We start from the raw sequence: 26,456 nt of genomic DNA on the forward strand, positions 1-26,456 counted from the left end.
AACCCGACATGTTCACAATCCGCTCAACGCACGCGTGGCCGGCGCCGTCACTGCCACGCACTGCCCTTGCAGCAAATCTGTGTCGACTTGACGCTCGCCCTTGATCGTCGGTGGCATTTGATAGTTGATGTGGCACTGGCCGTCGGCCGCCTCGCTCCACTTGACCAAAAGCACGCCGCTGTCGGCGATACCCCGGACAAACGCCTTGCTGGCTTGGCCAACCACGCCGACTTCAAGGCCTTGCTCATTGAACACCTGGGCGGCGAACGGCAGGGGCTGACCGTTTTTCTGCGAGGCCTTGAGAACCGCGGCACGCCCGCTGACCGTTTCGAATGTGATCAACGTCACCGCACCCAACGTCGGGGCGACCGTTTGGGTCGACTCCTTCAGCTCCACATCCAGTGAGGTGCCTTCGGGATCGATTTCCACCACGTTGTTCTGGAAGGCTCTGAGGGACGGCACGACGGCATAGCCGCTGCTGTCGATGCGTGTGCCGCCAGAGCCGCCAAGCATGGCGCCCTCGGCATTCGGCGCATGGACCAGTGTCGAGGCCTCGCCCAGACTTTGCGACAAGGTCATGCCACCTGCGTGAGCCACAACAGCGCCATCGGCACTGAACGACAGCTGTGAACTGTCCTTGCTTTGGCCATAACCCATCCGCAGGTTAGCCGCGCGAGTACGGTAGCCGGCGTAGGTATTGACGTCGCTGGAGCTACTTCCTTCACTGGTACTGCGATTACCGGAAATGCCATAGCTGACTTCGGCATTCTCTCCGTACAAGCCGTTAAGCCCCACCTGCTGCTGGGCGCCATGAGACGCACCGGTGTCCCGGGATAACGAGGTGTAGATGCTGGGCGAATTGAAATCGCTGCCCAATGGCATCGACAGGGACAACATAAAGCGATTATCAACGCGTCCCTGCTGCGCGGTACGCCCGAAAAACACCTCGTCTGCCAGTTCACCATCGCTCAACTGGCGGGTGTCTTCGACCCGCGAACGCTGGGCCGATACGTTCCAGGTGACTCTCTTCCAGCTCGATCCGTACCCCACCGTAAACGAGGTTTGCCGCCCCTGCTGCGACCCCCAGTAATCGACCGAGCTGCCATACAGGCTCAACGTTCCGTCCCCCAGTTTTTGACTGACGGTCAGGTCCAGACGGCTTTTCTGGCGGGCATAGTTGTTCGTATCCTCTCGGCGACGTCCGAGCTCACGCACGTTGATCGCATCGGGCAGGCTGAGATAGCCGTCCGACGAAAACCGATAGGCGCCGAGCAAAAAGTGCGTCCCCGAGGTCGGCAGGTTTTTGCTGTAGCCCAGGCCAAAACTGTGGCCTGACAAGTTGCCCTGCCCCTGTACCCCGGTTCGCGAGCCGCTGCCGTCCAGGGAGAACGCGCCGAGGGGCGTACTCACGGCGATGCCTAGCTTGCCCTGGTTATAACCTTGAGAAAATGAACCGCCGCCATACAGCGTCAGCTCGTCTGTTAAACCTCGCTGCAAGGTGCCCTGGAACACCGAAGGAGCGTTGCCTTCGATGCCCCGCTGGCGCACCTCGCCCAAGGTTGCGCTGTACTTGGTGGCGTCGGCGCGCAGCAATTGCGGGGTCACAGAATATGGCACTACAAAGGTGCTCCGACGCCCGTCCACTTCGGTCACGCTGACGGTCAGGTCGCCGCCTGAGCCGGTGGCGAACAAGTCACTGATGACAAAGGGACCTGGCGCGACCTTCGTTTCATAAATGGTGTAGCCGTTTTGGCTAACCGTGACAGTGGCATTGCTGCTTGCCACACCACGAACCTGAGGCGCATACCCTTGTTGCGATTGCGGCAGCATGCGTTCGTCCGATGCCAGGGTCACGCCGCGTACGCGCACGCCGTCCAGAATTTGCCCACTGCTGAAGCTGTCACCGATGGTCAGCTGTGACTTCCAGGGCGCGAGGCTACGCTGCACGTAGGTCGCGGTATTTTGATAAGGCTGCAGACCGCTGCGGGAGTTTTGGCTCAGGGCGCCCTGGTGCCGTAAACGCCAACTGCCCAGGTTGACGCCCGTATTGAGTCCCAGGTAGGTACGATCGTCCACATTCCCCGAAGTGCGGGTCGACGTGCTGAAGTTGTAACTGAGCAAGCCGGCGGTAACCCCGTCATCCCAATACTCAGGATCGACATAACCCCGGGCAGATTGCTTGAGGTATATCTGCGGGACACTGGCCGACCACTCAAGCGTCGACGCATCAAAACTGCTGCTGGCAAGTGGGATCCATTGTCCGAGATCGCCACAGAGCGCGCCATCCAGCCGCCGGCTGGCCATTACGTCCTGGGCGGCACTGCGATCAACCCTGTCCAGTGCAACGCCCAATTGCTCAAGCATGTGCGGAGCGAAGCATGGAACCGCCCCACTCTTTTCATCGAGGGCAATGAAATCAACATCACGGCGCCCCACGCGCTGGCCATTGACGATTACATCAATGCGATAAATGCCCGGGCTCAACACATTGCTGGTATTGAAACGTGACATATCCGCCGTGGACGTCAGTCCACTGGAAAACGCCCCCAGGTCAAAGGTCGGCATGCTCGCAGAAGCCGCCTCGGACGACATCAATACCGCACTGAACAGTCCGCCAAGCATTAACCTTCCAGGCCTGAAGGGCAAAACGGGGGCGCAACGATATACCCGTAGTTGAACGTAATTTGGCATAGTCAAAACTTCAGAAGGGGCTTAGAGCAATCTGTGCGACATCGAGCGATGCGTGCAGCCATCCAACCGACGTCAACAGCCGTCTGTTCACGCTCAAAATTGCAGCGCAGCTCGCTGGGTGGGTGAAAAGGCACCGTAGTCATTGATGTACTTGAAATGCACTTGAGCACTGGGAGGGATGACGGCTACCGCCTCGCGAACCGGCAGGCTCAGCGTGCCGCCTGGCTCGACCATCTGCGCGTCGACCGGGAGCACTCTGGCGCCAGGCCCGGCTCCCATGGCCAAGGCAATTTCATTGAACGTCACGTGGTACGCCGAAGGGTTGTGTACCTGCAGTAACACGCCCTTGGCGCTGCGCTGCAGGGCGAAATGCAGTTGGCCAGGAGCTGTGTCTGCATTGCCGGGCAAACCGGTCGGCCGGAAGAACACCTTGGTGCGTATACGGAAGGCGAATTGCAGGTGATTGCGGTCGCCCTCTTCGGTTACCGGGTCGAATTCGTTAATCCGGGGCGGCACCTCCAACACATTCAACCAGAACAGGGACTCTCGGTCGGCGGGCAATGGAGCCTTGTTGTAGGCCAGGCGCATCGCCTGACTTTTCCCGGCATCCAGGCGAAACACCGGTGGCGAAAGACTAAAGGGGGCTTCGTTCAGCTCACGAGCCTGATGTGCATCACCGCCATCGACCCACGCTTGTACCAGCCGAGGTGTGTGCTGATCATCATTGGTCAACTGGATCGTGATCTCACGGCGCTGCTCTGGATAAACCTGCCGTGTGCCGTTGATGATGACCCCGGCAGAGGCAAGCTGGGTGGCCTGGCTCAGACTGAAACCCAATACAACTCGCATCAGCAAACGGCTGAATGTCGTTGAGAGATTGAACATTGTTTATTCCTTGATAGGCTCTTGTCTGCACCCGGCAATCGCACCGGGTGAGAACTTCAGGCAAAAAACGCAGGGGCAATCAGCCCGGCCTGATCAAGGAAACGTAACGGAGTACTGCACACTGGTACTGACCAACCCAGCGCCCGCGGGCCCACCGGTGGCGATATAGCGTGCTGTGAAAGGCAGCGTCGCCAGGCCGCCGGTGACGGTTGCAGGCGTCGAATTGAGACCGGAGCGCAAGTCGATGGGTGTGTTCACGGCACTGTCGACAATCTGTACTTCTACGTTGGTCGCCGGAGTTGCCGCTGCGACGTTACGTAGATTGCCGGTGCCCGGATTGATGTTCGGGCTGCTTGCCTCGTACAACACAGCAACTACAGTTCCATCCGGGCATGTTGCGTTACCACCGACGTACACGAAGAACGGTTTTGCCCCGGCGGTTTGACCAGCAGCCGCAAGGGCTGAGGTCTGGACGCTTGACAGTACGACGGGGAAGTTGGCTCCCGTACCTGGAGAGGCACCGGTACCGCCGCTGATCGTGCACGTAGTGCCTTTAACCTCACCGGAAATCGTGATGGTTCCGTCCGCCGCAGACACAGCAGTGGCCATTACCCCAGAAGTTGCCAGTAATGCCATTGCCAATAGTTGTTTCTTCATCATCAACGCTTCCTTAAGAAAATGGGCTAACGAAAGCGGCCCAAGACAACGTCGTCCTTTGGTCACACCTCCGTAGCCTTCTGTGGGGAACACGCTGAGATTCGATCCATACAAAGTCTCATCAAATTGTTTCGCGCCTGCGCCTCAACTATTCCGCTGCGGTTTCAACGGGCGCCAGCGCATGGCTCAGGGATGCGCCATTGTCATCGAGGGTCGTGAATTGATCCTCGACCTGCCCTGCCGGCCCTGCGGCGGTGAGCGTCAGCGTAGCGCTGGAGCGCGGTGTCAACATTGGAGGGAGGTCGTTGCGCCAGGTACGGCCTTCGCGGTTCAGCACCACAGAAGACAAGGTGATGAAATAGTCGCCCGGATTGCTCACGTGCAACGAGCGGCCCTGCCACGTCCAACGCAAGGCTGCGGGTGCGTCCGCCACGGCGCCCGGCAAGCTTTCGGGGCGTAAAAACAGCTTGATCCGGGTGCGAAAGGCCAGGCTCAGGTGGTTGCTTTCACCGGCCGGCGGCGCTGGCCGGATCACCAGGACATTGAGCCAGTACAACGACTCCGTGGTGAGGCGTGGCTGATCGGGCTCCGACGTATGGATCAGGCGCAACGCCTGCCCCGCTCCGGCCTCCACCCGCAAGAGGGGCGGCACCACCAGAAACGGCACATCGCTGGACTCAGGCCGCGCCATGGCATCACCCGCGTCGATCCACACCTGCACCAGCCTCGGCTCAAGCGCCTCGTTCGTCAGGCTGAGGGTCATCTCCCGGGCCTGTTGGGGGTATACCACCCGGGTGCGGTCAATGACGACATCTGCCGATGTTTGGGTACTGGCCAACAGGGACGCCGTGACCAGCAATACCCTGATGTTCATCAGCGATAACTCAGGGTGAAGGTCGCAACACCATTGGCGCTGCCCGGAGTGATGTTGTCCCGGGTTTGAATGTAGCGAGCGGTCAGCGGGATACGCAGGGCACCGTTGCCAATGCTGCCCGCCAGCCATTGGTTAGGGTTGCCCTCGGAAGCTGAGTCGGCGCCGTACAGGATCAATTGCCCGCCACTCAATAATTGCAGGCCGACCCCCGTCGCCTTCGACGCAGGCGACAACGACAAAACACCGCTGCGGTTGGTGGGCGCGGTCTGGTCGGTCACGGTAATCAATACATCAGTGGTCCGCTCTTCGGTGGCCCCCGCGCAGTTGATCACCAGGTTATCGGTCACGGAGCCGGCATGGCTGCCAACCCCTTTGAAGTCTCTCCTGGCCACCGCGCCCAACGCCAGGGTGAGCGTCCTGGTGCTGACGCTGCAGGTCGGTTTTATCGGTGCCGCGATCACTGCATTGCCCAGGTTCACGGCGAGAAACCCCGGCCCGCTGACGTCCGCAGGGCTGACCGTAAACCTGGCAATCGTGCGAGGGCCCAGCGTGCCCCCCGACACCTGCCCGGTGACCACCAGGTAGAGGCGCCCCTTCAAGCCCCAGGTTCCCGGCTTGCGCTGAGGCGCAATGTGCAACTTGATCGGGCTATCGGAGATGGCCCTCAACGGCGTGTTCGGGTCTTGTGCCGCAATGGCGAATCCCAGCCCGGGAATGTTGCTCGCAAACACTGGCATAACCAGCCCCAGGGCGCGGTAGGTCTGCCCTGTGGCCGGGCTGTTGACGACGGCCAGGGACGACGCCTCGGCTATCTGGATCAGCCAGTTGGGGTAGGTGCAACCCATGGCATGGGGGGTACCGAAGGGAAACAGGCCGATGGCGTCTCCCACCTTCGCGTCAGCCGGCACCTTGACCGTGGGAAGGGAGAGATTGATGTCGGTACCGGGAGTGCATTGGGCCTTCTCGGCGGCCTGTGACACGCCCATCACACCCAACAAGAACAGGCCGATAAACAGCCTCATGATTGAGTCACCCTGCACTGTCCCTGCACTTGATCCACCTGGCTCTGTCGCCCGCTGCCGGCAGGCGGTAACCGATAAAGGATCGCGCATTGATCAGTGGATTTTTCGCCCCACTTCACAGTCAACGTGCCCTGGTCGGCGATGCCGCGCACAAAGGCCTTGCTGGCCTGGCCGATCACCCCCACTTCGTTGCCCTGCTCATCAAACACCTGCGCGGCAAACGGCAATGGCTCCCCCTGCTCCCGGCGAGCCTTGACCACCACGGCACGCCCGACAACCGTCTTGAAGGTCACCCGCGTCACCGCTCCCAGGGTCGGCACCACGTCCTGTGTGGTCTGCGTCAGTTCCACATCCTGCGCGGTGCCATCGGGGTCGATGCCCACCGTATTGGCCTGGTAGGCGCGCAGCGAAGGCACCACCGCGTAGCCGCGCCGATCGACCCGCACGTTGCCACTGTTCAGCAACGCGCCCTGGGCATCCGGCACATGCACCAGCGCCGCCGCTTCACCCAGGTAGTGGGAGAAGGTCAGGCCACCGTCATGCACAATCAACCCGCCGTCAGCATTGAACGACCATTGGCTGTTGCCGCCCGCCTGCCCATAGCCCATGCGCACATTGGCCGTGCTGGCGTGGTAACCCACGTTGGCACTGGCCGAGCGCTGGGCGCCACCTGCGTCAGCCGCATTACTGGCAGACACCCCGTAGTTGATCGCCCCGGCGTCATCCAGCACACCGCTGATGCCCAGTTGCTGCTGACGGCTTGAGGATTCGCCGCGGCTTGCGGACAAAGTCGTACTCAGGCTTGGCGCACGAACACCGCTGCCCAGCGGCATGGACAACGTCAGCAACAGGCGATTGTCTACCTGGCCGCCGCCGGGTGTGCGCGCATCCCGCAGCCCGGTGTGCTGACGGTACTCCTCGACCCGCGAGCGCTGGGCCGAGAGGTTCCAGCTGACCTGGCGCCAGGCGGCGCCGTAACTCACACTCAGGGACGTTTCACGCCCTTGCCGGCGGTTCCAGTAATCGGTCGAGCTGACGGAAAAGCCCAGCGCGCCGAGGCCGACCTGCTGGCTCACACTCAGGTCAAGCCGGCTTTTCTGCCGGGCATAGGCGTCGATATCCCCTTGCTGGCGGCCCAGTTCGCGCACGTTCATGGCATCCGTCAGGTTCAAGTAACCCACGGTGGAAAAACGATAGGCACCCACCGTGAAATGGGTACCGGTTTGCGTGAGGTTCTTGTTGTAGCTCACACCGAGGTTTTGCCCGGTCAGCACGCCATGCCCGGGAATGTGGGCGCGTGAATCCGTGAGGTCCACGGAAAACGCCCCCCAACCGGTGCCGAACGCCACACCTGCATTGCCCTGGATATAACCCTGGGACAGACTCGCGCCGCCATACACCGTCAAGCGGTCGAGCAGGCCATGCTGGAGCGTGCCCTGAAAGGCCAGTGGCGCACCGCCTTCAATGCCACTGTGACGGACTTCACCCAGCGCCAGGCTGTAGCGCGTGACCTCGCTGCGCAACAGGTGTGGCGCGACGGAAAAGGGCACGGTGTACACGGTTTTGCGGCCATCCACTTCGCTGACCGTGACGGTCAGGTCGCCGCCACTGCCGGTGGGGAACAGGTCATCAATGACAAACGGGCCGGGCGCAACGCTGGTCTCATAGATCGTGTAACCATTCTGACTGACACGCACCGTCGCCTGAGTGTCGGCAATGCCTCGCACCACGGGCGCATACCCTTGCTGCGAGGGCGCGACCATCTGATCGTCACTGCTCAGGCTGATCCCCCGCAGGCGAGTGCTGTCGAGAACCTGGCCACTGCTGAAGCTGTCCCCCAGCGTCAGGCGCGACTGCCACGCCGCAAGGTTGCGTTGCAGGTAGGTCGACGTGTTCTGATACGTCGCCCGCCCGTGGCGGGAGTCCCATGACTGGGCGCCCTGGTGACGCAACCGCCAGTGCCCGAGGTTAAGACCGCTGTTGAGCCCCAGGTAGGCATGATCCTCGCCCGTGCCGCGGGTGGTGGTCGAACTGCTGAAGTTGTAGCTGAGCAAGCCGGCAGTGATGCCCTCGTCCCAGCGGGCCGGATCCACCGCGCCACGGGCGGCGGCGTTCATGTAGACCTGCGGCACACTGATCGCCAGCGTCAGTGCCGCCGAATCAAAGGTGCTGACGGCCATCGGGATTCGACTGCCCAAGTCGCCGCACAGCGGGCCGGGCACAGGCACTGGCTCGACCTTGCCGCGAACCACCCCCAGGCGCTCGAGCAACGGCCAGTCCAGACACGGCACGGCGCCCTCCTGATGCGGCTCGGCGATAAAATCCAACTCGTGACGCCCCGCGCTCTGGCCGTTGATGGCAAGGTCGACACGGTACTGGCCGGGGCCCAGGTTGTTACGACGATTGAAGCGAGACACATCGACGCCAGGGGTCGTTCCCCCCGAAAACGCGTCAAGGTCGAACATCGCCGCAGACGCCGGCACCTTCGGGCAGAACAACAGGCCGCAGATACCACTGAGTACCGCGGGTGCAGAAAGAGAACGGGGTTGGGTTCGGATCCGCATAAATCAGGGCTTCAGGTGACTGTCGTTAAAGGAGGCCTGCCGAGGCGCAGAGAACCCGCCGAAATCATTGATGTACTGAAACTGCACCTGCGCGCCGGTCGGCAACTCGCCCAAGGTGCCGGGCAGTGCCAGATCCAGGCTGGCGTACGGCGCGACCATGCCTTGGTGCTCGGTGGGCATTCGCCCGGCGCCCGTCACCAGCGCCACTTCGTGAAAGGTCACGTAGTAGGGTGTGGGGTTGTGCACCCGCAGCAGCGCCGGGCGGCCTGCCAATACACGCCACTGCAGTTGGTCCGCCGCGTCGTGGGCAGTGCCGGGTAAATCCTGCGGGCGGAAAAACACCTTGGTGCGAATGCGAAACGCAAAGCGCACCTGGTTCGCGTCCGCCTGAGCCCCAGCACCGTTGGGCGGCACTTCCAGCACGTTCAGCCAGAACACGGACTCCCTGTCCGATGGTAATGGCTCGCGGGTGTATGCCAGGCGTATGGCCTGGCTTTTACCCGGGTCGACGCGAAATACCGGCGGGGAAATGCTGAACGGTACCTCGCTGTGTTCGGCGGCGGCCTGGGGGTCGCCACCGTCCATCCACACCTGCACCAGGCGCGGGGCCGATGCATCGTCGTTGGTGACCTGGACGGTGATCTCCTGTCGCGGCTCCGGATAAATCTGCCGGGTGCCATTGATCACAATGCCCGCCTGCGCAACACCCATGGTCAGGCAAAACAGCACGATGCCGGCTGGAAGGCTTGATAGAGCGAACATGGTCGGTCCCCTCGGTCAAGGCAGGTTTACGGGTAAGTCACCCAATACTGCACTTCGGTCTTGAAGGCACCGGGACCCGCCACGCCGCCATGGGCCACGTAACGTGCCGCGAACGGCACCGTCGCCTTGCCTCCGGTAACCGTGGCAACCGTTGAGGCCTGGCCTTTGCCCAGGTCTATGGGGGTGTTCGCCACCGTGTCGATAATTTGCACTTCCACGTTCGCTGCTGCCGGGGCCGCGGCCGTGTTGCTCAAATTACCGGTAACCGGGTTGATGGCCGGGCTGCTGCGCTCAAACAACACCGCGACCTTGGTGTTGTCGGCGCAGGTACCCGCCGCCCCGCCCACAGAGATAAAGAAATCCTTGGATGGGCTTGCCCCGCCGGCCAGAGAGCCGGCCTGGACGTTGTCCAGTGCCACCACAAAGTCTGCACCTGAGCCCGCAGCGCCACTGGTGCCACTGCTAATGGTGCAGGTGCTGGCCTTGATTTCGCCGGTCAGGGTGATCGTTCCATCGGCCGCACTCAGGGAGCCGGAAACAAGCGCAGCGGCCATTAATAAACGGGCCAAGCCGGATACATGTTTTTTCATGACGCAGGTATTCCTCATTCGTTGAAGTAAGTGCCCCGAGTGACCTGACAAACAGGCAGGCGAAGGCCTTGCGCGAAACATTCGATCGCGAGGGCTGCTCAACTGGGGACTGGGGTCGTGGCACGTGCAGAGGCCACACAAAACGCCCGACGTACGTTATTGCAACGCACGACGAGAGCCGTTTGACGTAGGTGCATCCAGGACACGGGATGAACAACGTCACTTTGTTATTAGGCGGGATACAAGTCCGAGCACTTTTGCAACAGACTGGGCACCTGCAGAGGGCGCCAAATATGTTGCAAAGTATGCATCGGTCAAAAAACGCTCACAACTGACCGAATGGCTAGGTGCACCTCAAATTGCCTGCCGAACATGCTTATTTGACCAACGCCATCTATCATCCTGGCTTACTGTCCGTCCCTCACTCGGGGGCTTTTTTCTTTCGCCACAGGCTGCCCCATGCCACTCACCGTCAAAGGCCCGCGAAAAGCCTCCACGCGCCACCTGATCACGTTGCTCAGCGGCGCACTGCCGATCTTGCTGGGCGTGCTTATTCTGTACTGGCAAGCCGGGCGCTCCTTGGAATACAGCACGGCGCAAACCGCCATCGAGGCCGTGCGCCAGTTTGACTTGATGCTCGACAACACCGCCCTCGCTGCCCAAGAGTTGCTGCCGCTGGCCGGCCATGAATGTGATAACCCGACACAACTGGCACTTCGCGAACAAGTCACCCGGCGTCCTTTCGTGCGCGCCACCACCTTGTCCTGGCAGCGAAACATTTATTGCAGTTCGTTGTTTGGCGGCAACTACCAGTCGCCGGTCAACCCTGATGACTATGTCGATGGCCGGCTCTGGCTGATGAAAGGCAACCCGGTCACGCCCGACACTGCCTTGCTGGTGTTCCGCCTCACCGAAGGCGACCGGGGCGCCTTTGCCTCCATCGATGGCTACCACTTGACCAACGCCTTGCGCCTGATCAGTCGCTATGCCGACCTGGTGTTGCAGGTAGGGTCCAACTGGCTGGCATCGGATGGCAAGGTGCACAACACGGCCCTGCCAACGTTTGCCGTGGCCCAGCATCATCTGGATTCCAAGCGGTATACCTACAGCGTGGAAGCCGGGATGCCGGAAGGCGAAACCTGGCGCTACATGAAAGCGCGGTATCCGGCTCTGTTCGTTCTGGTAGTGTTTTTCGGCGTACTGGCGGGCATCCTCGCTCACTGGCTGCAAAAGCGCTCATCCGCGCCGACCCTGGAACTGCAACGTGCCCTGGGCGCCAATGAGTTCGTGCCCTACTACCAGCCAGTGGTGCGGGGTGACAGCATTCGCCAGTGGGCCGGCTGTGAAGTGCTGATGCGCTGGAATCACCCCAAGGAAGGCCTGGTGCGCCCTGACCTGTTCATTCCCCTGGCCGAACATTCCGGCCTGATCGTGCCCATGACCCGCGCCTTGATGCGCCAGACGGCCCTGCAACTGGCACCTCACGCCGCTCAATTCGCTGATGGCTTTCATATCGGCGTCAACATTACCGCGCGCCATTGCCATGACCTGGAACTGGTGGAGGACTGCCGGGAGTTCCTCGCCGCGTTCCCGCCGGGCAAGGTGATCCTGGTGCTTGAGTTGACCGAACGTGAGTTGATCGAGCCCACCGACATCACCCGCCAGTTGTTCCAGGCGCTGCACGAAATGGGGGTGATGATTGCGATCGATGACTTCGGCACCGGCCATTCAAGCCTGGGTTATTTGCGCAACTTCAATGTCGATTACTTGAAGATAGATCAAAGCTTTGTGGCGATGATCGGTGTTGATGCACTCTCGCGGCATATACTCGACAGCATCATTGAACTGTCCGCCAAACTGGACCTGGGCATCGTGGCAGAAGGCGTCGAAACACAAGAGCAATGCGACTATCTTACCGCTCAAGGTGTAGATTTCTTGCAAGGTTACCTGTTTGGCAAGCCTGTCCCTTGTGATGAGTTCATTAGATTCCTGAACGGTCATTGAATAGCCCGCCACTTCTGCGGAAATATTGTTATTTATACAAAAGACATGATTTACTCATGGCTGATTAACTACTACAATTTTTCCTGCCTGTGCTGAATTGGCAGGAGGGCCACTTTCACTGAGTCGCCTTAAGGCTCTTGGCTTATCGCTTTGTTTGCAGTAGATATCAGCCAAATACACTATTGGAGTATAGATTTTGTCCAGACTCGCCGAATTTCGCGCAGCAGAAAAAGCCCTTCAAGAGCAGCTTGCCCAGCTGGAATCCCTGAAGAACGATGCTGGCCTGAAGAAAGAAATCGAATTCGAAGAAAAGCTGCAAGGGCTGATGAAAACCTACGGCAAAAGCCTGCGCGACATCATCTCCATCCTGGATCCTAACCCGGGCAAGTCCGGCGCTTCCGTCGCCGCAGCACCCAAACAGCGCCGTGCACGTGTGGTCAAGGTTTACCACAACCCGCACACTGGCGAACTGATCGAAACCAAAGGCGGCAATCACCGCGGCCTGAAGGCATGGAAAGAACAGTACGGCGCAGCCACTGTAGATTCCTGGCTTCGCGGCTAATGCTTTCCAGCTAGTACAAACGCACTAACCAAAGCCCCGCAGATGCGGGGCTTTTTTGTTTGCAGGCATCAACATTGAAACAAAATAGTACGGAAGCACCTTCAAAAACGAACTTTAAATAACATTTCACTTTGTTCAATCGACTAATTTCCAGCCCTTCCTACAGCACTCAAAGTTTAAGGCTGTCGCGCACCGAACTGACTTCGTCCTTGCTTGATTCGTAAGCTTCAGCCTGGCCTGCGTATGAAAAAACATAGGCCTTATCCGTATCGACCGCCCCGACCAACGTTTGCGACAGCACGTGCCGACCGTTCTCGGTGATTACACAGGTAGTTTCCAGCGCCTCGAGCCGGCTCAATGTAGTGGGATGCATCTTGGTGCACACACTTTGATAACCGCCTTGGGCAAAGTCCTTCTGGATGGATTTGCGCATTTCCAGTAGCACGCCCTGGAGGTTGACCGTATGCCCCGCTTCAATTGGGGTTCCCGTCAACTCCATGACCATCAGGGTCGCACCATTTTCATCGTTCTTTATCGCGCGCTGACGGGACACTGCCGAGGGCTGCGCCGGGGCTTGATCGTCCGGCACCACCTCCTCCACCTGCCAGCCGCTGGGCCAATGAATTTCAGGGTCGGCCGCCCATACGGCGGTGCTGCCCAACAACAGGCCCAGGGTACTTAACAGCGGTGCGCGAAATCCGATCATTGCGAAAAACACTCAAGGTTCAAGCGACAAAGTTTGGGCCCCGACGCCCGCTGCCCGCAAGGGCTGCGTGACCTTTTTCATTTGGCGCAGCAGGCCGGGCTGCGTATCATGGACCGGCTGCACGGATGCCAGCCGCAAGCCAAGGGATGCTCCAACCGGAGCCACGTTTGCCCCATTTTTCTCTGGAGGGCCCATGAGCCTGCACGAACTGAACACTTTCCCGGGCGTCACTGCCCAACCTGACACCGCCACCGCGAACTTCGTGTTCAACCACACCATGCTGCGGGTCAAGGACATCACCAAGTCGCTGGATTTCTACACCCGCGTCCTGGGTTTTTCCCTGGTTGAGAAACGTGACTTCCCGGAAGCCGAATTCAGCCTGTACTTCCTGGCCCTGGTCGACAAGTCCCAGATCCCGGCGGACGCCGCCGCCCGCACCCAGTGGATGAAGTCGATTCCGGGCATCCTCGAACTGACCCACAACCACGGCACCGAAAACGACGCCGACTTTGCCTATCACAACGGCAATACCGACCCGCGTGGCTTTGGCCATATCTGCATCTCGGTACCGGACATTGTCGCCGCCTGCGCACGCTTTGAAGAGCTGGGCTGCGACTTCCAGAAGCGCCTGTCTGACGGCCGCATGAAAAGCCTGGCCTTCGTGAAAGACCCGGACGCGTACTGGGTTGAAATCATTCAGCCAACGCCGCTGTAAGGTTTCACAAGCAATAAAAAACCCCATGATCACTCATGGGGTTTTTCATTTCCGGGCCAGTATTTACGCCGGGGCGGAAGTGCGGATCAAGTGATCGAAAGCACTCAGGGAAGCCTTGGCGCCCTCGCCTACTGCGATCACGATCTGCTTGTACGGCACAGTCGTTACGTCGCCGGCGGCAAAAACGCCTGGCAGCGACGTCTCGCCACGGGCATCGACAATGATCTCGCCACGTGGAGTCAGTTCCACAGTGCCTTTGAGCCAGTCGGTGTTGGGCAGCAAGCCGATCTGTACAAAGATGCCTTCCAGGTCGATCGTCTTGAACTCACCGCTGTCGCGATCCTTGTAGGCCAGGCCGGTAACTTTCTGGCCATCGCCCTTGACTTCACTGGTCAGCGCGCTGGTGATCACATCAACGTTCGGCAGGCTGTACAGCTTGCGCTGCAACACGGCGTCGGCGCGCAGCTTGCTGTCAAACTCAAGCAAGGTCACGTGGCTGACGATACCGGCCAGGTCGATGGCTGCTTCAACGCCAGAGTTACCGCCGCCGATTACCGCCACACGCTTGCCCTTGAACAGCGGACCGTCGCAGTGCGGGCAGAAGCACACGCCCTTGGCTTTGTATTCCTGCTCGCCCGGCACACCCATTTCACGCCAGCGGGCGCCGGTAGCCAGGATCACGGTCTTGGACTTGAGGGTCGCACCGCTTTCAAAACGGATTTCGTGCAGTTCACCAGCGTTCTTCGCCGGGACCAGCGCAGTGGCGCGCTGCAGGTTCATGATATCCACGTCGTACTGACGCACGTGGGCTTCCAGGGCGCTGGCCAATTTCGGTCCTTCGGTTTCCTGTACCGAGATAAAGTTCTCGATCGACATGGTGTCCAGCACCTGCCCGCCGAAGCGCTCAGCTGCAACACCGGTGCGGATGCCTTTACGTGCAGCGTAGATAGCAGCTGCCGAACCCGCTGGGCCACCGCCGACGACAAGCACGTCAAACGCGTCTTTGGCGCTGATTTTCTCGGCAGCTTTTTCGATGCCGCTGGTGTCGAGCTTGGCGAGGATTTCTTCCAGGCCCATGCGGCCCTGGCCGAAGTTCACACCGTTCAGGTAAACGCTTGGCACGGCCATGACCTGACGATCATCGACTTCGGCCTGGAACAACGCACCGTCGATAGCGACGTGACGGATATTCGGGTTCAGTACCGCCATCAGGTTCAGCGCCTGGACCACGTCAGGGCAGTTCTGGCACGACAGCGAGAAGTAAGTCTCGAAGCTGAACTCGCCTTTGAGGGCGCGGATCTGTTCAATCACTTCGACACTGGCCTTCGAGGGGTGGCCGCCGACTTGCAGCAGCGCCAGCACCAACGAAGTAAATTCGTGGCCCATCGGGATGCCGGCGAAACGCAGGCTGATATCGGCACCCGGGCGGTTGATGGAGAACGATGGCTTGCGCGCATCATTGCCATCTGTTTTCAGGGTAATCAGCGTGGTGAGGCTGGTTACGTCCTGCAAGAGAGCAAGCATTTCCTGGGATTTCGCACCGTCGTCGAGGGAGGCGACGATCTCGATCGGCTGGGTGACCCGTTCCAGGTATGACTTCAACTGAGCTTTAAGATTGGCGTCCAACATACGGGCGATTTCCTATTAATTCGGTTTATTGCAGACAAAAAAACGCCCGAGCGAATCTCGCCCGGGCGTTTTGAGGGCGGATGCAGCTTACTTAAGTGCGGTAACCCGCCCTTGGGACTTCACAGACTTAGATCTTGCCGACCAGGTCCAGGGACGGAGCCAGGGTGGCTTCGCCTTCTTTCCACTTGGCTGGGCACACTTCGCCCGGGTGAGCAGCAACGTACTGAGCGGCCTTGATTTTGCGCAGCAGCTCGGAAGCGTCACGGCCAACGCCGCCATCGTTCAGTTCAACGATTTTGATCTGGCCTTCAGGGTTGATCACGAAGGTGCCACGGTCTGCCAGGCCAGCTTCTTCGATCAGTACGTCGAAGTTGCGGGAGATGGTCAGGGTCGGGTCGCCGATCATGGTGTACTGGATTTTGCCGATGGCTGGCGAGGTGTTGTGCCAGGCAGCGTGGGCAAAGTGGGTGTCGGTGGAAACGCTGTAGATTTCGACGCCCAGCTTCTGGAATTCGGCGTAGTTGTCAGCCAGGTCTTCCAGTTCGGTTGGGCAGACGAAGGTGAAGTCGGCTGGGTAGAAGAAGACGACAGACCATTTGCCTTTCAGGTCAGCATCAGTCACGTCTACGAAGTTGCCGTTTTTGTAGGCGGTAGCTTTGAACGGTTTTACTTGGCTGTTGATGATAGGCATCGTTGACTCTCCGTCAGGTTTTGTAGAAGGGCTTAGTAAGTTGATGGGGTGAATCCTACCCACTCTCCCGGCCGATGGCTCATTGGCAAACCTGATGCTGACGATTGGTTTTCACTATTAGGCGACTGTATTAATAGAAGAAACCTTCAATCACTCAAGGGACGCGCGGGTCATGCCGAGAAAGGGCGTCGCCTCAACATAGCGCATGGCAGATTTCATGTCTTTCCAGCCGACGTAAGTCATCAGCGACTTCAAGTCCCAGCCGCTGCGATGGGCCCAAGTGGCGAAGCCCCGGCGCAGGGAATGGCTGGTGTATTGATCGGCCGCAATGCCGGCACGCTCCAGGGCCTGGCGCAGCAGCGGGATCACGCTGTTGGGGTGCAGGCCCTCCTCACCCAGGTTGCCCCAGCGGTCAATCCCGCGAAACACCGGGCCGCGCACCAGCGCCGAGGCACTGAGCCATTCGCTGTAGGCCTGGACCGGACACAGGCGTAACAGTGCCGGTGTCTGATAGGTGCGGCCGAGATTTTCCCGGTCGCTTTTACTGCGCGGCAGATACAGGGTGATGCCTGAGCCGGGCACCGCCTGCACATGCTCGATATTCAAGCGGCACAACTCATCGCTACGAAAGCCACGCCAGAAACCCAGCAGGATCAACGCCGCGTCACGCTTCGCCCGCAGCCACCGGGGATGATCTTCGGCGCTTCGAGCATCGCGACCTTCCTGTTCGAGAAACTGAATAACCTGCTCCAGGTGCTGTAGCTGTAACGGCTCAGCCTGTTTTTCCTGGGCCGGATGCACGGCACGAATCCCTTTCAACACTTTGCGCACCACCGGCGCCTTGGTCGGATCGGGAAACCCCTGGCTGGTATGCCATTGGGCCAGGGCCGACAAGCGCAGTTTCAGCGTGTTGACCGACAGCACACCCGCATGCGCCACCAGGTAGCGCGCCACGCTGTCGCTGGTCGCCGGCAGGAACCCACCCCAATTCACCTCGAAATGCTCGATCGCCGCGCGATAGCTACGGCGGGTGTTATCGCGGGTGGCCGCATTCAGATAACGGTCCAGCTCACTCATGCCTGTACTGCCATTGGAGGTTGCCCACTTCAAAACCTTGATCACACGGGATAATACGCCAATATCCCATCTGTTAAATCATCAATTTCAGGTGAAATTAAATCGTGATATAGTACGTATATACATACTACGTACCACAGTACTAAATCGACGGAGACTCCATGGCTCGCGGCGGCATCAATAAAGCAGTAGTTCAAACGGCACGCCTGGCGATTCTCGCCCGCGGCGAAAACCCCAGCATCGACGCAGTACGCATCGAGATGGGCAATACCGGCTCGAAAACCACGATTCATCGCTATTTGAAGGAGCTGGACGAAAGCGAAACCCGCCAGACCATCACCGAAGCGCCCATCGACGACGAGCTGGGTGAATTGGTGGCACGCCTGGCCCAGCGCCTGAAGGAGAAGGCTCAGGAGCCTATCGACCTGGCCCTGGCGCAGTTCCAGCAACAGAAAGCCGCCCTGCTCGCCCAGGCCGAAGAGCTGGAAGCCGCCCATAGCCAACTCAAGCAACAGTTCGATATCCAGGCGGCCGCCCTGGCCGATGAAAGCGCAACCCTGCAAAGCACCCGTTCCAGCCTGCAAACCGAGCAAACCCGCAACGCTGGCCTGAGCCAGGCCTGCAGCGATTACGAACTGCGGATCAACGACAAGGACGAGCAGATTCGCTCACTGGAAGAGAAACACCTGCATGCCCGGGATGCCCTTGAGCATTACCGCAACGCGATCAAGGACCAGCGCGAACAGGAACAGCGCCGCCACGAAGGCCAGTTGCAGCAGGTACAGACAGAACTGCGCCAGGCCCAGCAGAGCGCGATGGTGCGCCAGGATGAAATCACCCAGTTGCATCGCGATAACGAGCGCCTGCTGATTGAGCACCGGGTTACGGTGAAAGAATTGAGTGCACTGCAGGAACAGGCTCGCCAGGACCGCGAACAGCAGCGTCAGTTGAGCGAACAGGTGAATGTGATCGACAGCGAGCGCACCCTGTTGCAGGAACGCTTGCGGGTTGCGCAGTTGGAGAATCAGGCACGCCAGGAAGCGCTGGCCGAGCACCAGCAGGCCAACAAAGCCCTGGAGCTGGACCTGGTCAAGGCCCAGGCCAGCATCGAGGCGCTGCGCCTGGCGGCCGTCGTTGCGACGACGCCAGAGGCAACTACCGAGGGCTGATTACTGCGCCACCGGCGTGCGCATGGTGACGAACTCTTCCGCCGCCGTAGGGTGCACGCCGATGGTTTCGTCGAAATGCTGCTTGGTCGCGCCCGCCTTGAGCGCGATCGCCAGGCCCTGCACGATCTCGCCGGCGTCGGGGCCCACCATGTGGCAACCCAGGACCTTGTCGGTCTCGGCGTCGACCACCAGCTTCATCAGGGTCTTTTCCTGGCATTCAGTCAGGGTCAGCTTCATCGGCCGGAAGCGGCTTTCAAAAACCTGCACCTTGTGGCCGTCTGCCCGGGCCTGCTCTTCGCTGAGGCCCACGGTGCCGATGTTCGGCAGGCTGAACACCGCCGTAGGGATCATTGCGTAGTCCACCGGGCGATATTGCTCAGGCTTGAACAGTCGACGCGCCACAGCCATGCCTTCGGCCAGCGCCACCGGCGTCAGCTGCACGCGACCGATCACATCGCCAATCGCCAGGATCGACGGTTCGGCGGTCTGGTAGAGGTCATCCACTTCGACAAAGCCACGCTTGTCCAGCTTGACGCCAGTGTTCTCCAGCCCCAGATTGTCGAGCATCGGACGGCGGCCGGTGGCGTAGAACACGCAATCGGTTTCCAGCACGCGACCGTCTTTCAAGGTGGCCTTGAGGCTGCCATCGGCTTGCTTGTCGATGCGCTCGATGTCAGCATTGAATTGCAGGTCGAGGCCGCGCTTGGTCAGCTCTTCCTTCAAGTGCGTGCGCACCGAGCCGTCAAAGCCGCGCAGGAACAAATCGCCGCGGTACAGCAGCGACGTCTGCGCGCCCAGGCCATGGAAAATCCCGGCAAACTCGACGGCGATGTAACCGCCACCGACTACCAGCACACGCTTGGGCAGCTCTTTGAGGAAGAACGCCTCGTTGGAACCGATCGCGTGCTCGCGCCCCGGGATTTCCGGGATCTGCGGCCAGCCACCAGTGGCCACCAGGATGTGTTTGGCGGTGAAGCGCTCACCGTTGATTTCCACCTGGTGCGGGTCTACCAGCCGCGCATGCCCTTCGTGCAGGGTCACGCCGCTGTTGACCAGCAAATTGCGGTAGATGCCATTAAGACGGTTGATCTCGCGATCCTTGTTGGCGATCAGGGTCGCCCAGTCAAAGTTCGCTTCACCCAGTGACCAGCCAAAACCGCTGGCTTGCTCGAAGTCTTCGGCGAAATGCGCGCCGTACACCAAGAGCTTCTTCGGCACGCAGCCCACGTTCACGCAGGTACCGCCCAGGTAGCGGCTTTCAGCCACCGCCACCTTGGCGCCAAAACCGGCAGCAAATCGTGCAGCGCGCACACCGCCGGAACCGGCGCCAATTACATAAAGGTCAAAATCGTAGGCCATTTCACTCTCCTCGGCAGGACAACAGCATACCTGCTTACATGGGGCCGAAAAACGAAAAAGCCACCCGAAGGTGGCTTTCTCAGATCAAGCAGGCAACGATGAATCAGTAAGCCTTGCCAGTCTTGTAGAAGTGCTCGTAGCAGAAGTTGGTCGCTTCGATGTAGCCTTCAGCGCCACCGCAGTCAAAGCGACGACCCTTGAACTTGTAGGCAATCACGCAACCATCTTTAGCCTGCTTCAACAGGGCGTCGGTGATCTGGATCTCGCCACCCTTGCCCGGCTCGGTTTCTTCGATCAGCTTGAAGATGTCCGGAGTCAGGATGTAGCGACCGATGATCGCCAGGTTCGACGGAGCATCTTCCGGCGCCGGCTTTTCAACCATGTCGCGCACGCGGATCAGGCCATCACCAATATCGTCGCCGGCGATTACGCCGTACTTGTTGGTTTCCTGAGGGTCAACCTCTTGAACTGCAACGATGGTGCAGCGGTACTTCTGGTACAGCTTGACCATCTGGGTCAGGACGCCGTCGCCTTCCAGGTTTACGCAAAGGTCGTCGGCCAGTACCACGGCGAACGGTTCGTCACCGATCAGCGGGCGACCGGTCAGGATCGCGTGGCCCAGACCTTTCATTTGGGTCTGGCGGGTGTAGGAGAACGAGCACTCGTCGAGCAGTTTACGGATGCCGACCAGGTATTTTTCCTTGTCGGTGCCCTTGATCTGGTTTTCCAGCTCGTAGCTGATGTCGAAGTGGTCTTCCAGGGCGCGTTTGCCACGACCAGTCACGATGGAGATTTCGTTCAGACCGGCATCCAGTGCCTCTTCAACGCCGTACTGGATCAGTGGCTTGTTCACCACCGGCAGCATCTCTTTGGGCATGGCCTTGGTCGCTGGCAGGAAGCGAGTGCCGTAACCGGCTGCTGGGAACAAGCATTTCTTGATCATATGAGTCCTTACAAAGGGCTGTGCGTACGAAATTCGGCGCAGTCTAATCAGGCCGCAGTCACCTTACAATGGGTCCTGCTGGCGTTGCGATGTCAACATAGAGAAAAAATGTCGGCGTAAGTTCCGCCGGCATTCAATCAAGTGCCTTCGACGCTGTTAAAAATCGTCGGCTTGCGCCCGTCATTCAAAGGGCTTCAACCTTTTTAGCACGCTTTATGGCGATCGGCACTGACCTGCAACAACTTGCGCCGCCCTACGCCGTTTGGCGCTATCATTGCAGCCTGAACCAAACAACGAGATTGATAGATGTCAGAACCAAAAGGCGTGAACGGCTACCTGATCACCAAGCGAGCGGACGGCTGGCACTTGATCAACTTCCACGGCGACAGCGTTGCCGGGGCATTCGCGAGCGAAGCCCAAGCCTGTGCTGTGGCCGAAGTGTTTGTGGATGAAGCAGGCCACGCGTCGAGCAAACGTCCCAAGACCAAGTAATACCCGCAGTAACGCCAATCAAGCCTCGTTTAACGGGGCTTTTTTGTGTTTGTCTGTACGTTGATGGCGGTTCGCTATAATCTCGCCTGAAACGCCCCACGACAGTGTCCGCGCCCCCCCTCCAACACCCTGATGACGACTCCTACATGAACAAGATCCTGGCACTGATTGCGGTACTGGCGCTTACCGGTGGCTGCACCACCACCTCCGACACCGTCCTGAAAAATGGCGAACAAGGGCTGGCCATCGATTGCTCCGGCGAAGCCAACTCCTGGGCCAGCTGCTATGAAAAGGCGGATGCGTCCTGCGCGGGCACCGGCTACCGGATTGTCGGCACCGAAGGCACGCCGGCCCTGAAAGAAAGCGACAAGACCCTGGGCAAGGATGTGGGCAACTATAAAACCCGCAGCGTGACCGTCGTCTGCAAATAATTACATGTGAATTTCGGCGAACTTGATCCCCAGGCCGCGAATGGTCTCGATCAGGTCGTCCAGGCGAGAAAAGGATTCGACTTCGTCCTGGTCATCCACCAGGAAATAGCTGCGGCCGCCGCTCTTCTTGAAGAATACGATCCACTCGCCCGTATCCGCGGGATTTTGAATCACATGGGTCGCAGAAATATGCCCCCCTGCATGTCGCTCTCTGACTTGCTCACGCTTCATGACTGAACTTCCGAAAAGACAATGCCGCTGTTTCAGCGGCATTTTTTGTGTGGATTATCGACAGTTTAACGGATGCCTTGGCCGATCAGCACGCCATCGACCGTCTGCCCGTAAAGATTGACGCCATCATTGGCGTGAAACTTCACCCGGGTTTTCTCCACGGAGCCCTCCACCAGGCGCGGATCCTGAGGCCGCTCGTGGCTGTTCACATAGCCCGCTACGTCCCACGCCTGCTGATCGGTCAGGCTGCCGCCCTGGCCCAGGGGCATGTTGTGCTTGATGAAGGACGCTGCCGTGTTGATCCGGTGCATACCGGCCCCCCAGTTGTAGGAGTCTTTACCCCAGAGCGGCGGCATCACATAGCTGTCACCGACTTTCTGGCCCTGGCCTTCGGCACCATGGCACACCGCGCACTGGCCTTTGTAGACCTCCGCGCCCTGGGCCAGGTTGTAACCCTTGGCGGGAGTCGGCACATCCGGATAGCCACGCCCCGGCAACTCGACACCCAAAGGCGCCTTGCTCGCCAGCCAGTAGGCATACACCGACAGCGCGGTAATCTCCGGGCTGTCTGCAGCCGGTGGCGTACCGCCATTCATGCTGAACTGGAAACAGCCCTGCAGGCGCTCGGCAAAGGTGTTGACCTTGTCGTTCTTTTTTCGATAGGCCGGGTACATCGGGTAGGCCCCCCACAGCGGCGCCGAATTGGCCAGGCGACCCTGGTCCAGGTGGCAGTTGCTGCAATTAAGGCCATTACCGACAAACTGCGGCGCCAGGCGCTTGGTGTCGACAAACAGCGCGTAACCCTGTTTCACCAGTTTGCCGTAGGCATTGTCCGGCAGTTCACTCTCTTTCGGCGGCCAGAACTGCGCTGCAGCGGGGTGAGCGGCTGGCTGCAACTGTGACTGGTCCTCCATGGCGATGGTCGCGGCATGGGTCGGCACACTGATCAGGGTTCCCAGCAACGCAGCAAACAAAAAGCGCTTCATGGCTTGGCCTCCTGGCCGCTCAACGACGCAAAATAGGTGGCCACGGCCTGCACTTCTTCAGCGCTGAGGGATTTGGCGACATGCCCCATCAGATCGTTCGGATCGTTATGGCGTGTACCACTGCGCCAGGCGTTCAACTGCCCCGCCAGGTAGGCTGCCGATTGGCCGGCCAAGGGTGGAAACGCATCGCCGACACCCACGCCGGCCGGCCCATGACAACTGACGCAAGCCGGAATCTGGCGCTCCCATGCGCCTTGCAGGGCGATTTTTTGCGCAGCGTCAGTGGGCAAATCGCTGCGGTGCACCGGGGCAGGCGCCGGCGCGGGCATTGCCGCCAGCGCCTGGGTCACGGCGCTGATTTCTTCTTCCGTCAGTGCGCTGGCCAGCGGTTGCATCACGGGACTGTTGCGCGTGCCGCTTTTGAAATCCTGTAGTTGCTTGCGCAAATAACCCGCAGGCAAACCGGCCAAGCGCGGAAAACCCGCCGCCGCCAGCCCCAGGCCATCAGCCCCGTGGCAAGCCACACAGGGCGCCGCTCCCGGCTGGGAACCGCCCTGAGTAAACACGTTTTTTCCCTCTAGCGCGTGGGCATTGCCCAATAACAGCAGTAACGCGCCACCCATCAGAACTCGTTCCAGAGACATCATCACGACTCCATTTTTATAGTTATATGCTTAGGCGAATTAGGCATAAGCCTACAAATGGTAGGGTAATGGTCCGATAGCTACAACACTCAAAACCTACAGAAAGGGACTACGCACAAAAAACACGCACAAAAAACCCGACACTGCGATTGCAGGCCGGGCTTTTTGAGCGGATTCGAAAGTGGGCGGCTTACAGGCTCAACCGGAAATGCAAGCCTCCCCCGCTGCCTTCACGTCACCTGGGCGAATAGGCACATTGGACATGCTCTCGTAGAGCTTGATGCTGCTGCCGCTGGAGCGCTCTTCAATTTCGAAGATAGCCGACGGATCAGCAGAGAACTTCTGCGGCACAATCACTTGCACACCATCCTTGTGGGGCTCAATCTGCGATGGCCGGCGGGTTTTGGACAGTTTCTGGACCACACACGCCGCGTATTCCTGCGGCTTTTTGCCAGAGATCACTGCCAGCGTCGGTGGGGTCTGCTTGATATCCGCCACCGAAGCACATCCACCCAACGCCAGGGCCAGAACCAACACACTCCACTTCATATAAAAAACCTCCGATAAAGACCCTACGACAGCGGGGAAGGTATTTTTCTCCCGCCCACGTTGGATTTATCCCTGATAACTCGGTAAATAACTGTTTTAAATTGTCGAAGTCGTCGACGACGGTCCGATAATAAACGTGCTGGGGCTGATAAACTCTATCTTAACCTACGTATCGTTCTGATTTTTCAGAAAAAGCCCTTCTGGAGACACCCCATGAAATTCATCCACCAGCGCGAACACCTTAATGAGGGAGACATTGTCGTCATTGAATGTTCGCAAACCTGCAACATCCGCCTGATGAGCGACGCCAACTTTCGCAGCTTCAAGAACGGCGGCCGCCATACCTACCACGGCGGCGCGTTTGACAAGTTCCCGGCAAAAATCACCGCGCCGAGCACCGGGTTCTGGAACATTACCCTGGACGTCGTGACCCGCCGCGCCATCAGTGTGACCAAGAAGCCGACCTTGTCCCACAAGATCCGCATCGTGCGCCGTACCAATTCGAAACTGAGCTGACAGGAATGCCCGTGACTACCACCAAATATGTGATCAAGTACAAACTCAACGGTGAGCGCCGTTTCGAATTCGCCCAGCTGCAAGCTGGCAGCATCGAGGAGGCCAAGGAAGCCCTGGCGAAAATCCACGATGCCAGCGATGAAATCACTGATATCAATGTAAGCAAGGCCCTGTAATTCGAGCGCAAGCATCGGAGTGTCCTGAGACGGGTGACTTCCTAGACTGGCCGCCTTTATCCGCTGCCACAGGAACTCGTCGATGTCTTCTACCCCACTGCAAGAGCGCCTGGCCAATCTGGACTGGCGCGCGATCGAGCGGGATCTCGATCAACAGGGCAACGCACTGATTCCTGCCTTGCTGAATCAGCATGAGTGCGCTGAACTGAGCGGCCACTATCCCCGACACGACCTGTTTCGCTCCCATGTGCTGATGGCCAGGCACGGCTTTGGCCGGGGCGAGTACAAGTATTTCCGCTATCCGCTGCCACCACCGATCAGCGAGCTGCGTGAACAGCTGTATGGGTACCTGGCGCCCCAGGCCAATCGCTGGAACGAACAGATGAACCTGCCCATCACCTACCCGGCCGATCATGCCCGGTTCATCGCCCGTTGCCACGCTGCCGGCCAGCAGCGCCCTACCCCGTTATTGCTGCAATACGGCCCGGGCGACTACAACTGCCTGCACCAGGATCTGTATGGGGAACACGTGTTTCCCCTGCAAGTTGCCATCCTGTTGTCCCAGCCGGGAGAGGACTTTCGTGGCGGGGAGCTGGTATTGACGGAACAACGCCCAAGAATGCAATCCCGGGCGCAGGTGGTCCCGCTGAACAGGGGCGACGCGGTGATCTTCGCGGTCAACCAGCGGCCGATGCCCAGCGTGAGGGGGTTTCATCGGGTGACCTTGCGTCATGGGGTCAGTGTTCTGCACAGTGGCACGCGGCATACCTTGGGAGTGATTTTTCACGATGCGCAGTAAGACCCATCCCGGCACCACCGCCGATCTGTTTGCCGACGAGGCCTTGCAGCAGCCCTCGGGCCGCGAACAAATCGGTGAACAGTCCTACGTCCTCAGGGGTTATGCCCTGCCCTGGGTCGAGCGTTTGCTGCCGGAACTGCGACGCGTATTGGCTCAATCGCCGTTCCGGCAAATGGTCACGCCGGGCGGCTTTACCATGTCGGCGGCGTTGAGCAGTTGCGGCGAGTTGGGCTGGACAACCGACCCTACCGGCTATCGCTACTCTGCGATTGACCCCAACAACCAACAACCCTGGCCAGCCCTGCCTGCCACATTGCGCCAACTCGCCGTGATGGCGGCGGCAGATGCGGGTTTCGATGACTTTGAGCCGGATGCCTGCCTGATCAACCGGTATGTGCCCGGGGCCAAAATGTCCCTGCACCAGGACAAGAACGAGCGCCGCTACGCAGCCCCTGTGGTATCGGTATCACTGGGGCTGCCGGCGATCTTTCTGTTCGGCGGCCATGAACGCAGCGACAAGACGCAAAAGGTCTCGTTGTTCCATGGCGACGTGGTGGTGTGGGGCGGTGTGGATCGCCTGCGGTTTCACGGCGTCATGCCGATCAAGCCTGGCACGCATCCAGTCATGGGGCCGCAACGCATCAACCTGACATTCCGAACCGCCGGATGAATTTGACCGCAAGCATCGGAGTGATGCGAATGCCCCACGGGACTAACCTGGCACTCTTCATC

28 protein-coding genes are annotated in these 26,456 nt (G+C 59.6%); 10 read left to right on the forward strand and 18 right to left on the reverse strand.

All coding sequences use genetic code 11. From position 1 onward, the window contains the following. Positions 1-12: 12 nt before the first annotated feature. The 8 genes from HX875_RS24440 to HX875_RS24475 form a co-directional block, all read right to left on the reverse strand. Positions 13-2,622, reverse strand: coding sequence for a fimbria/pilus outer membrane usher protein (locus HX875_RS24440; RefSeq protein WP_256348162.1), 2,610 nt, complete (start codon positions 2,620-2,622; stop codon positions 13-15). 162 nt (positions 2,623-2,784) lie between these two features. After that, positions 2,785-3,576, reverse strand: a complete 792-nt coding sequence (locus HX875_RS24445) for a fimbrial biogenesis chaperone (RefSeq protein ID WP_256348163.1) — start codon at positions 3,574-3,576, stop codon at positions 2,785-2,787. A gap of 93 nt (positions 3,577-3,669) precedes the next feature. Next, entirely contained in the window at positions 3,670-4,236 is a 567-nt protein-coding gene (locus HX875_RS24450) for a fimbrial protein (protein ID WP_177046397.1), read from the reverse strand. A 145-nt stretch (positions 4,237-4,381) separates the two neighbouring features. Then, positions 4,382-5,107, reverse strand: a complete 726-nt coding sequence (locus HX875_RS24455) for a fimbrial biogenesis chaperone (RefSeq protein ID WP_177046399.1) — start codon at positions 5,105-5,107, stop codon at positions 4,382-4,384. Beyond that, positions 5,107-6,129 carry a fimbrial protein gene (locus HX875_RS24460; protein ID WP_177046400.1) on the reverse strand — a complete coding sequence of 341 codons (1,023 nt, stop codon included), beginning with the start codon at positions 6,127-6,129 and terminating at the stop codon, positions 5,107-5,109. The genes HX875_RS24455 and HX875_RS24460 overlap by 1 nt, the downstream gene beginning before the upstream one ends. Next, on the reverse strand, positions 6,126-8,693 hold the full coding sequence (locus tag HX875_RS24465; RefSeq protein ID WP_177046403.1) for a fimbria/pilus outer membrane usher protein: 2,568 nt from the start codon (positions 8,691-8,693) through the stop codon (positions 6,126-6,128). The genes HX875_RS24460 and HX875_RS24465 overlap by 4 nt, the downstream gene beginning before the upstream one ends. Positions 8,694-8,696: 3 nt before the next feature. After that, complete coding sequence (locus tag HX875_RS24470) at positions 8,697-9,455, reverse strand: fimbrial biogenesis chaperone (RefSeq protein WP_177046405.1); 759 nt, start codon at positions 9,453-9,455, stop codon at positions 8,697-8,699. A 26-nt stretch (positions 9,456-9,481) separates the two neighbouring features. Further along, complete coding sequence (locus tag HX875_RS24475) at positions 9,482-10,045, reverse strand: fimbrial protein (RefSeq protein WP_177046407.1); 564 nt, start codon at positions 10,043-10,045, stop codon at positions 9,482-9,484. 459 nt (positions 10,046-10,504) lie between these two features. Here HX875_RS24475 and HX875_RS24480 point away from each other — a divergent pair, with 459 nt between their 5' ends. Next, complete coding sequence (locus HX875_RS24480) at positions 10,505-12,049, forward strand: EAL domain-containing protein (protein WP_177046409.1); 1,545 nt, start codon at positions 10,505-10,507, stop codon at positions 12,047-12,049. 196 nt (positions 12,050-12,245) lie between these two features. After that, complete coding sequence (locus HX875_RS24485; protein ID WP_003212570.1) at positions 12,246-12,611, forward strand: histone-like nucleoid-structuring protein, MvaT/MvaU family; 366 nt, start codon at positions 12,246-12,248, stop codon at positions 12,609-12,611. A gap of 169 nt (positions 12,612-12,780) precedes the next feature. Here the strand turns inward: HX875_RS24485 and HX875_RS24490 are convergent, their stop codons facing one another. Next, a complete protein-coding gene (locus HX875_RS24490) occupies positions 12,781-13,317 on the reverse strand; it encodes a DUF4946 domain-containing protein (RefSeq protein WP_177046411.1) in 537 nt (178 codons plus the stop codon). A 193-nt stretch (positions 13,318-13,510) separates the two neighbouring features. Here HX875_RS24490 and gloA point away from each other — a divergent pair, with 193 nt between their 5' ends. Further along, positions 13,511-14,032: a lactoylglutathione lyase gene (gloA, locus tag HX875_RS24495; protein ID WP_177046413.1), complete on the forward strand. Its 522-nt coding sequence runs from the start codon at positions 13,511-13,513 to the stop codon at positions 14,030-14,032. 63 nt (positions 14,033-14,095) lie between these two features. Here the strand turns inward: gloA and ahpF are convergent, their stop codons facing one another. The 3 genes from ahpF to HX875_RS24510 all read right to left on the reverse strand — a co-directional run bounded on the left by ahpF (position 14,096) and on the right by HX875_RS24510 (position 17,429). After that, on the reverse strand, positions 14,096-15,661 hold the full coding sequence (ahpF, locus tag HX875_RS24500) for an alkyl hydroperoxide reductase subunit F (protein ID WP_177046415.1): 1,566 nt from the start codon (positions 15,659-15,661) through the stop codon (positions 14,096-14,098). A gap of 127 nt (positions 15,662-15,788) precedes the next feature. Next, positions 15,789-16,352 carry an alkyl hydroperoxide reductase subunit C gene (gene ahpC, locus HX875_RS24505; RefSeq protein WP_003173835.1) on the reverse strand — a complete coding sequence of 188 codons (564 nt, stop codon included), beginning with the start codon at positions 16,350-16,352 and terminating at the stop codon, positions 15,789-15,791. A gap of 150 nt (positions 16,353-16,502) precedes the next feature. Then, on the reverse strand, positions 16,503-17,429 hold the full coding sequence (locus HX875_RS24510; protein ID WP_177046417.1) for a site-specific integrase: 927 nt from the start codon (positions 17,427-17,429) through the stop codon (positions 16,503-16,505). A gap of 161 nt (positions 17,430-17,590) precedes the next feature. On the opposite strand from HX875_RS24510, the gene HX875_RS24515 reads away from it, so the two are divergent. Next, positions 17,591-18,598 carry a DNA-binding protein gene (locus HX875_RS24515; protein ID WP_177046419.1) on the forward strand — a complete coding sequence of 336 codons (1,008 nt, stop codon included), beginning with the start codon at positions 17,591-17,593 and terminating at the stop codon, positions 18,596-18,598. On the opposite strand, the gene gorA is transcribed toward HX875_RS24515, so the two are convergent. Together gorA and galU are read right to left on the reverse strand one after the other, a co-directional pair. Next, entirely contained in the window at positions 18,599-19,957 is a 1,359-nt protein-coding gene (gene gorA / locus HX875_RS24520) for a glutathione-disulfide reductase (RefSeq protein WP_177046421.1), read from the reverse strand. 103 nt (positions 19,958-20,060) lie between these two features. Then, positions 20,061-20,900: a UTP--glucose-1-phosphate uridylyltransferase GalU gene (galU, locus tag HX875_RS24525; RefSeq protein WP_003212579.1), complete on the reverse strand. Its 840-nt coding sequence runs from the start codon at positions 20,898-20,900 to the stop codon at positions 20,061-20,063. A gap of 306 nt (positions 20,901-21,206) precedes the next feature. On the opposite strand from galU, the gene HX875_RS24530 reads away from it, so the two are divergent. Further along, positions 21,207-21,392: a hypothetical protein gene (locus tag HX875_RS24530; RefSeq protein WP_177046423.1), complete on the forward strand. Its 186-nt coding sequence runs from the start codon at positions 21,207-21,209 to the stop codon at positions 21,390-21,392. Positions 21,393-21,538: 146 nt separating this feature from the next. Next, the gene (locus HX875_RS24535) at positions 21,539-21,823 is read left to right on the forward strand and encodes a hypothetical protein (protein WP_003212581.1); all 285 of its coding nucleotides are present in this window, start codon (positions 21,539-21,541) and stop codon (positions 21,821-21,823) included. Here the strand turns inward: HX875_RS24535 and HX875_RS24540 are convergent, their stop codons facing one another. The 4 genes from HX875_RS24540 to HX875_RS24555 form a co-directional block, all read right to left on the reverse strand. Then, on the reverse strand, positions 21,824-22,054 hold the full coding sequence (locus tag HX875_RS24540; protein ID WP_010171395.1) for a hypothetical protein: 231 nt from the start codon (positions 22,052-22,054) through the stop codon (positions 21,824-21,826). 65 nt (positions 22,055-22,119) lie between these two features. Next, positions 22,120-23,040 (reverse strand): c-type cytochrome, encoded by a 921-nt coding sequence (locus tag HX875_RS24545; RefSeq protein ID WP_177046431.1) that lies wholly within the window; start codon positions 23,038-23,040, stop codon positions 22,120-22,122. Next, positions 23,037-23,687, reverse strand: a complete 651-nt coding sequence (locus HX875_RS24550; protein ID WP_177046433.1) for a c-type cytochrome — start codon at positions 23,685-23,687, stop codon at positions 23,037-23,039. Before HX875_RS24550 ends, HX875_RS24545 begins: the two co-directional genes overlap by 4 nt. A 195-nt stretch (positions 23,688-23,882) precedes the next feature. Continuing rightward, the gene (locus tag HX875_RS24555; RefSeq protein ID WP_003212585.1) at positions 23,883-24,233 is read right to left on the reverse strand and encodes a hypothetical protein; all 351 of its coding nucleotides are present in this window, start codon (positions 24,231-24,233) and stop codon (positions 23,883-23,885) included. A 213-nt stretch (positions 24,234-24,446) separates the two neighbouring features. Here HX875_RS24555 and HX875_RS24560 point away from each other — a divergent pair, with 213 nt between their 5' ends. From HX875_RS24560 to alkB, 4 genes are all read left to right on the forward strand, one after another. Further along, on the forward strand, positions 24,447-24,749 hold the full coding sequence (locus HX875_RS24560) for a DUF1883 domain-containing protein (RefSeq protein ID WP_003212586.1): 303 nt from the start codon (positions 24,447-24,449) through the stop codon (positions 24,747-24,749). Between the two features lie 11 nt (positions 24,750-24,760). Further along, the gene (locus tag HX875_RS24565; protein ID WP_177046340.1) at positions 24,761-24,925 is read left to right on the forward strand and encodes a hypothetical protein; all 165 of its coding nucleotides are present in this window, start codon (positions 24,761-24,763) and stop codon (positions 24,923-24,925) included. Between the two features lie 82 nt (positions 24,926-25,007). Next, positions 25,008-25,724, forward strand: a complete 717-nt coding sequence (locus HX875_RS24570; protein ID WP_177046435.1) for a 2OG-Fe(II) oxygenase — start codon at positions 25,008-25,010, stop codon at positions 25,722-25,724. Continuing rightward, positions 25,714-26,394 carry a DNA oxidative demethylase AlkB gene (gene alkB, locus HX875_RS24575; protein WP_177046437.1) on the forward strand — a complete coding sequence of 227 codons (681 nt, stop codon included), beginning with the start codon at positions 25,714-25,716 and terminating at the stop codon, positions 26,392-26,394. The genes HX875_RS24570 and alkB overlap by 11 nt, the downstream gene beginning before the upstream one ends. The last annotated feature ends 62 nt before the right edge of the window (positions 26,395-26,456 follow it).

Origin of the sequence: Pseudomonas yamanorum (assembly GCF_013386765.1) — a bacterium.
Taxonomy (GTDB): domain Bacteria; phylum Pseudomonadota; class Gammaproteobacteria; order Pseudomonadales; family Pseudomonadaceae; genus Aquipseudomonas; species Aquipseudomonas yamanorum_A.

Coding starts and splice junctions, on each gene's coding strand:
- HX875_RS24440 (WP_256348162.1), bottom strand. CDS start 2,622: ATGCTTGGCGGACTGTTCAGTGCGGTATTGATGTCGTCCGAGGCGGCT.
- HX875_RS24445 (WP_256348163.1), bottom strand. CDS start 3,576: ATGTTCAATCTCTCAACGACATTCAGCCGTTTGCTGATGCGAGTTGTA.
- HX875_RS24450 (WP_177046397.1), bottom strand. CDS start 4,236: ATGATGAAGAAACAACTATTGGCAATGGCATTACTGGCAACTTCTGGG.
- HX875_RS24455 (WP_177046399.1), bottom strand. CDS start 5,107: ATGAACATCAGGGTATTGCTGGTCACGGCGTCCCTGTTGGCCAGTACC.
- HX875_RS24460 (WP_177046400.1), bottom strand. CDS start 6,129: ATGAGGCTGTTTATCGGCCTGTTCTTGTTGGGTGTGATGGGCGTGTCA.
- HX875_RS24465 (WP_177046403.1), bottom strand. CDS start 8,693: ATGCGGATCCGAACCCAACCCCGTTCTCTTTCTGCACCCGCGGTACTC.
- HX875_RS24470 (WP_177046405.1), bottom strand. CDS start 9,455: ATGTTCGCTCTATCAAGCCTTCCAGCCGGCATCGTGCTGTTTTGCCTG.
- HX875_RS24475 (WP_177046407.1), bottom strand. CDS start 10,045: ATGAAAAAACATGTATCCGGCTTGGCCCGTTTATTAATGGCCGCTGCG.
- HX875_RS24480 (WP_177046409.1), top strand. CDS start 10,505: ATGCCACTCACCGTCAAAGGCCCGCGAAAAGCCTCCACGCGCCACCTG.
- HX875_RS24490 (WP_177046411.1), bottom strand. CDS start 13,317: ATGATCGGATTTCGCGCACCGCTGTTAAGTACCCTGGGCCTGTTGTTG.
- gloA (WP_177046413.1), top strand. CDS start 13,511: ATGAGCCTGCACGAACTGAACACTTTCCCGGGCGTCACTGCCCAACCT.
- ahpF (WP_177046415.1), bottom strand. CDS start 15,661: ATGTTGGACGCCAATCTTAAAGCTCAGTTGAAGTCATACCTGGAACGG.
- ahpC (WP_003173835.1), bottom strand. CDS start 16,352: ATGCCTATCATCAACAGCCAAGTAAAACCGTTCAAAGCTACCGCCTAC.
- HX875_RS24510 (WP_177046417.1), bottom strand. CDS start 17,429: ATGAGTGAGCTGGACCGTTATCTGAATGCGGCCACCCGCGATAACACC.
- HX875_RS24515 (WP_177046419.1), top strand. CDS start 17,591: ATGGCTCGCGGCGGCATCAATAAAGCAGTAGTTCAAACGGCACGCCTG.
- gorA (WP_177046421.1), bottom strand. CDS start 19,957: ATGGCCTACGATTTTGACCTTTATGTAATTGGCGCCGGTTCCGGCGGT.
- galU (WP_003212579.1), bottom strand. CDS start 20,900: ATGATCAAGAAATGCTTGTTCCCAGCAGCCGGTTACGGCACTCGCTTC.
- HX875_RS24530 (WP_177046423.1), top strand. CDS start 21,207: ATGTCAGAACCAAAAGGCGTGAACGGCTACCTGATCACCAAGCGAGCG.
- HX875_RS24535 (WP_003212581.1), top strand. CDS start 21,539: ATGAACAAGATCCTGGCACTGATTGCGGTACTGGCGCTTACCGGTGGC.
- HX875_RS24540 (WP_010171395.1), bottom strand. CDS start 22,054: ATGAAGCGTGAGCAAGTCAGAGAGCGACATGCAGGGGGGCATATTTCT.
- HX875_RS24545 (WP_177046431.1), bottom strand. CDS start 23,040: ATGAAGCGCTTTTTGTTTGCTGCGTTGCTGGGAACCCTGATCAGTGTG.
- HX875_RS24550 (WP_177046433.1), bottom strand. CDS start 23,687: ATGATGTCTCTGGAACGAGTTCTGATGGGTGGCGCGTTACTGCTGTTA.
- HX875_RS24555 (WP_003212585.1), bottom strand. CDS start 24,233: ATGAAGTGGAGTGTGTTGGTTCTGGCCCTGGCGTTGGGTGGATGTGCT.
- HX875_RS24560 (WP_003212586.1), top strand. CDS start 24,447: ATGAAATTCATCCACCAGCGCGAACACCTTAATGAGGGAGACATTGTC.
- HX875_RS24570 (WP_177046435.1), top strand. CDS start 25,008: ATGTCTTCTACCCCACTGCAAGAGCGCCTGGCCAATCTGGACTGGCGC.
- alkB (WP_177046437.1), top strand. CDS start 25,714: ATGCGCAGTAAGACCCATCCCGGCACCACCGCCGATCTGTTTGCCGAC.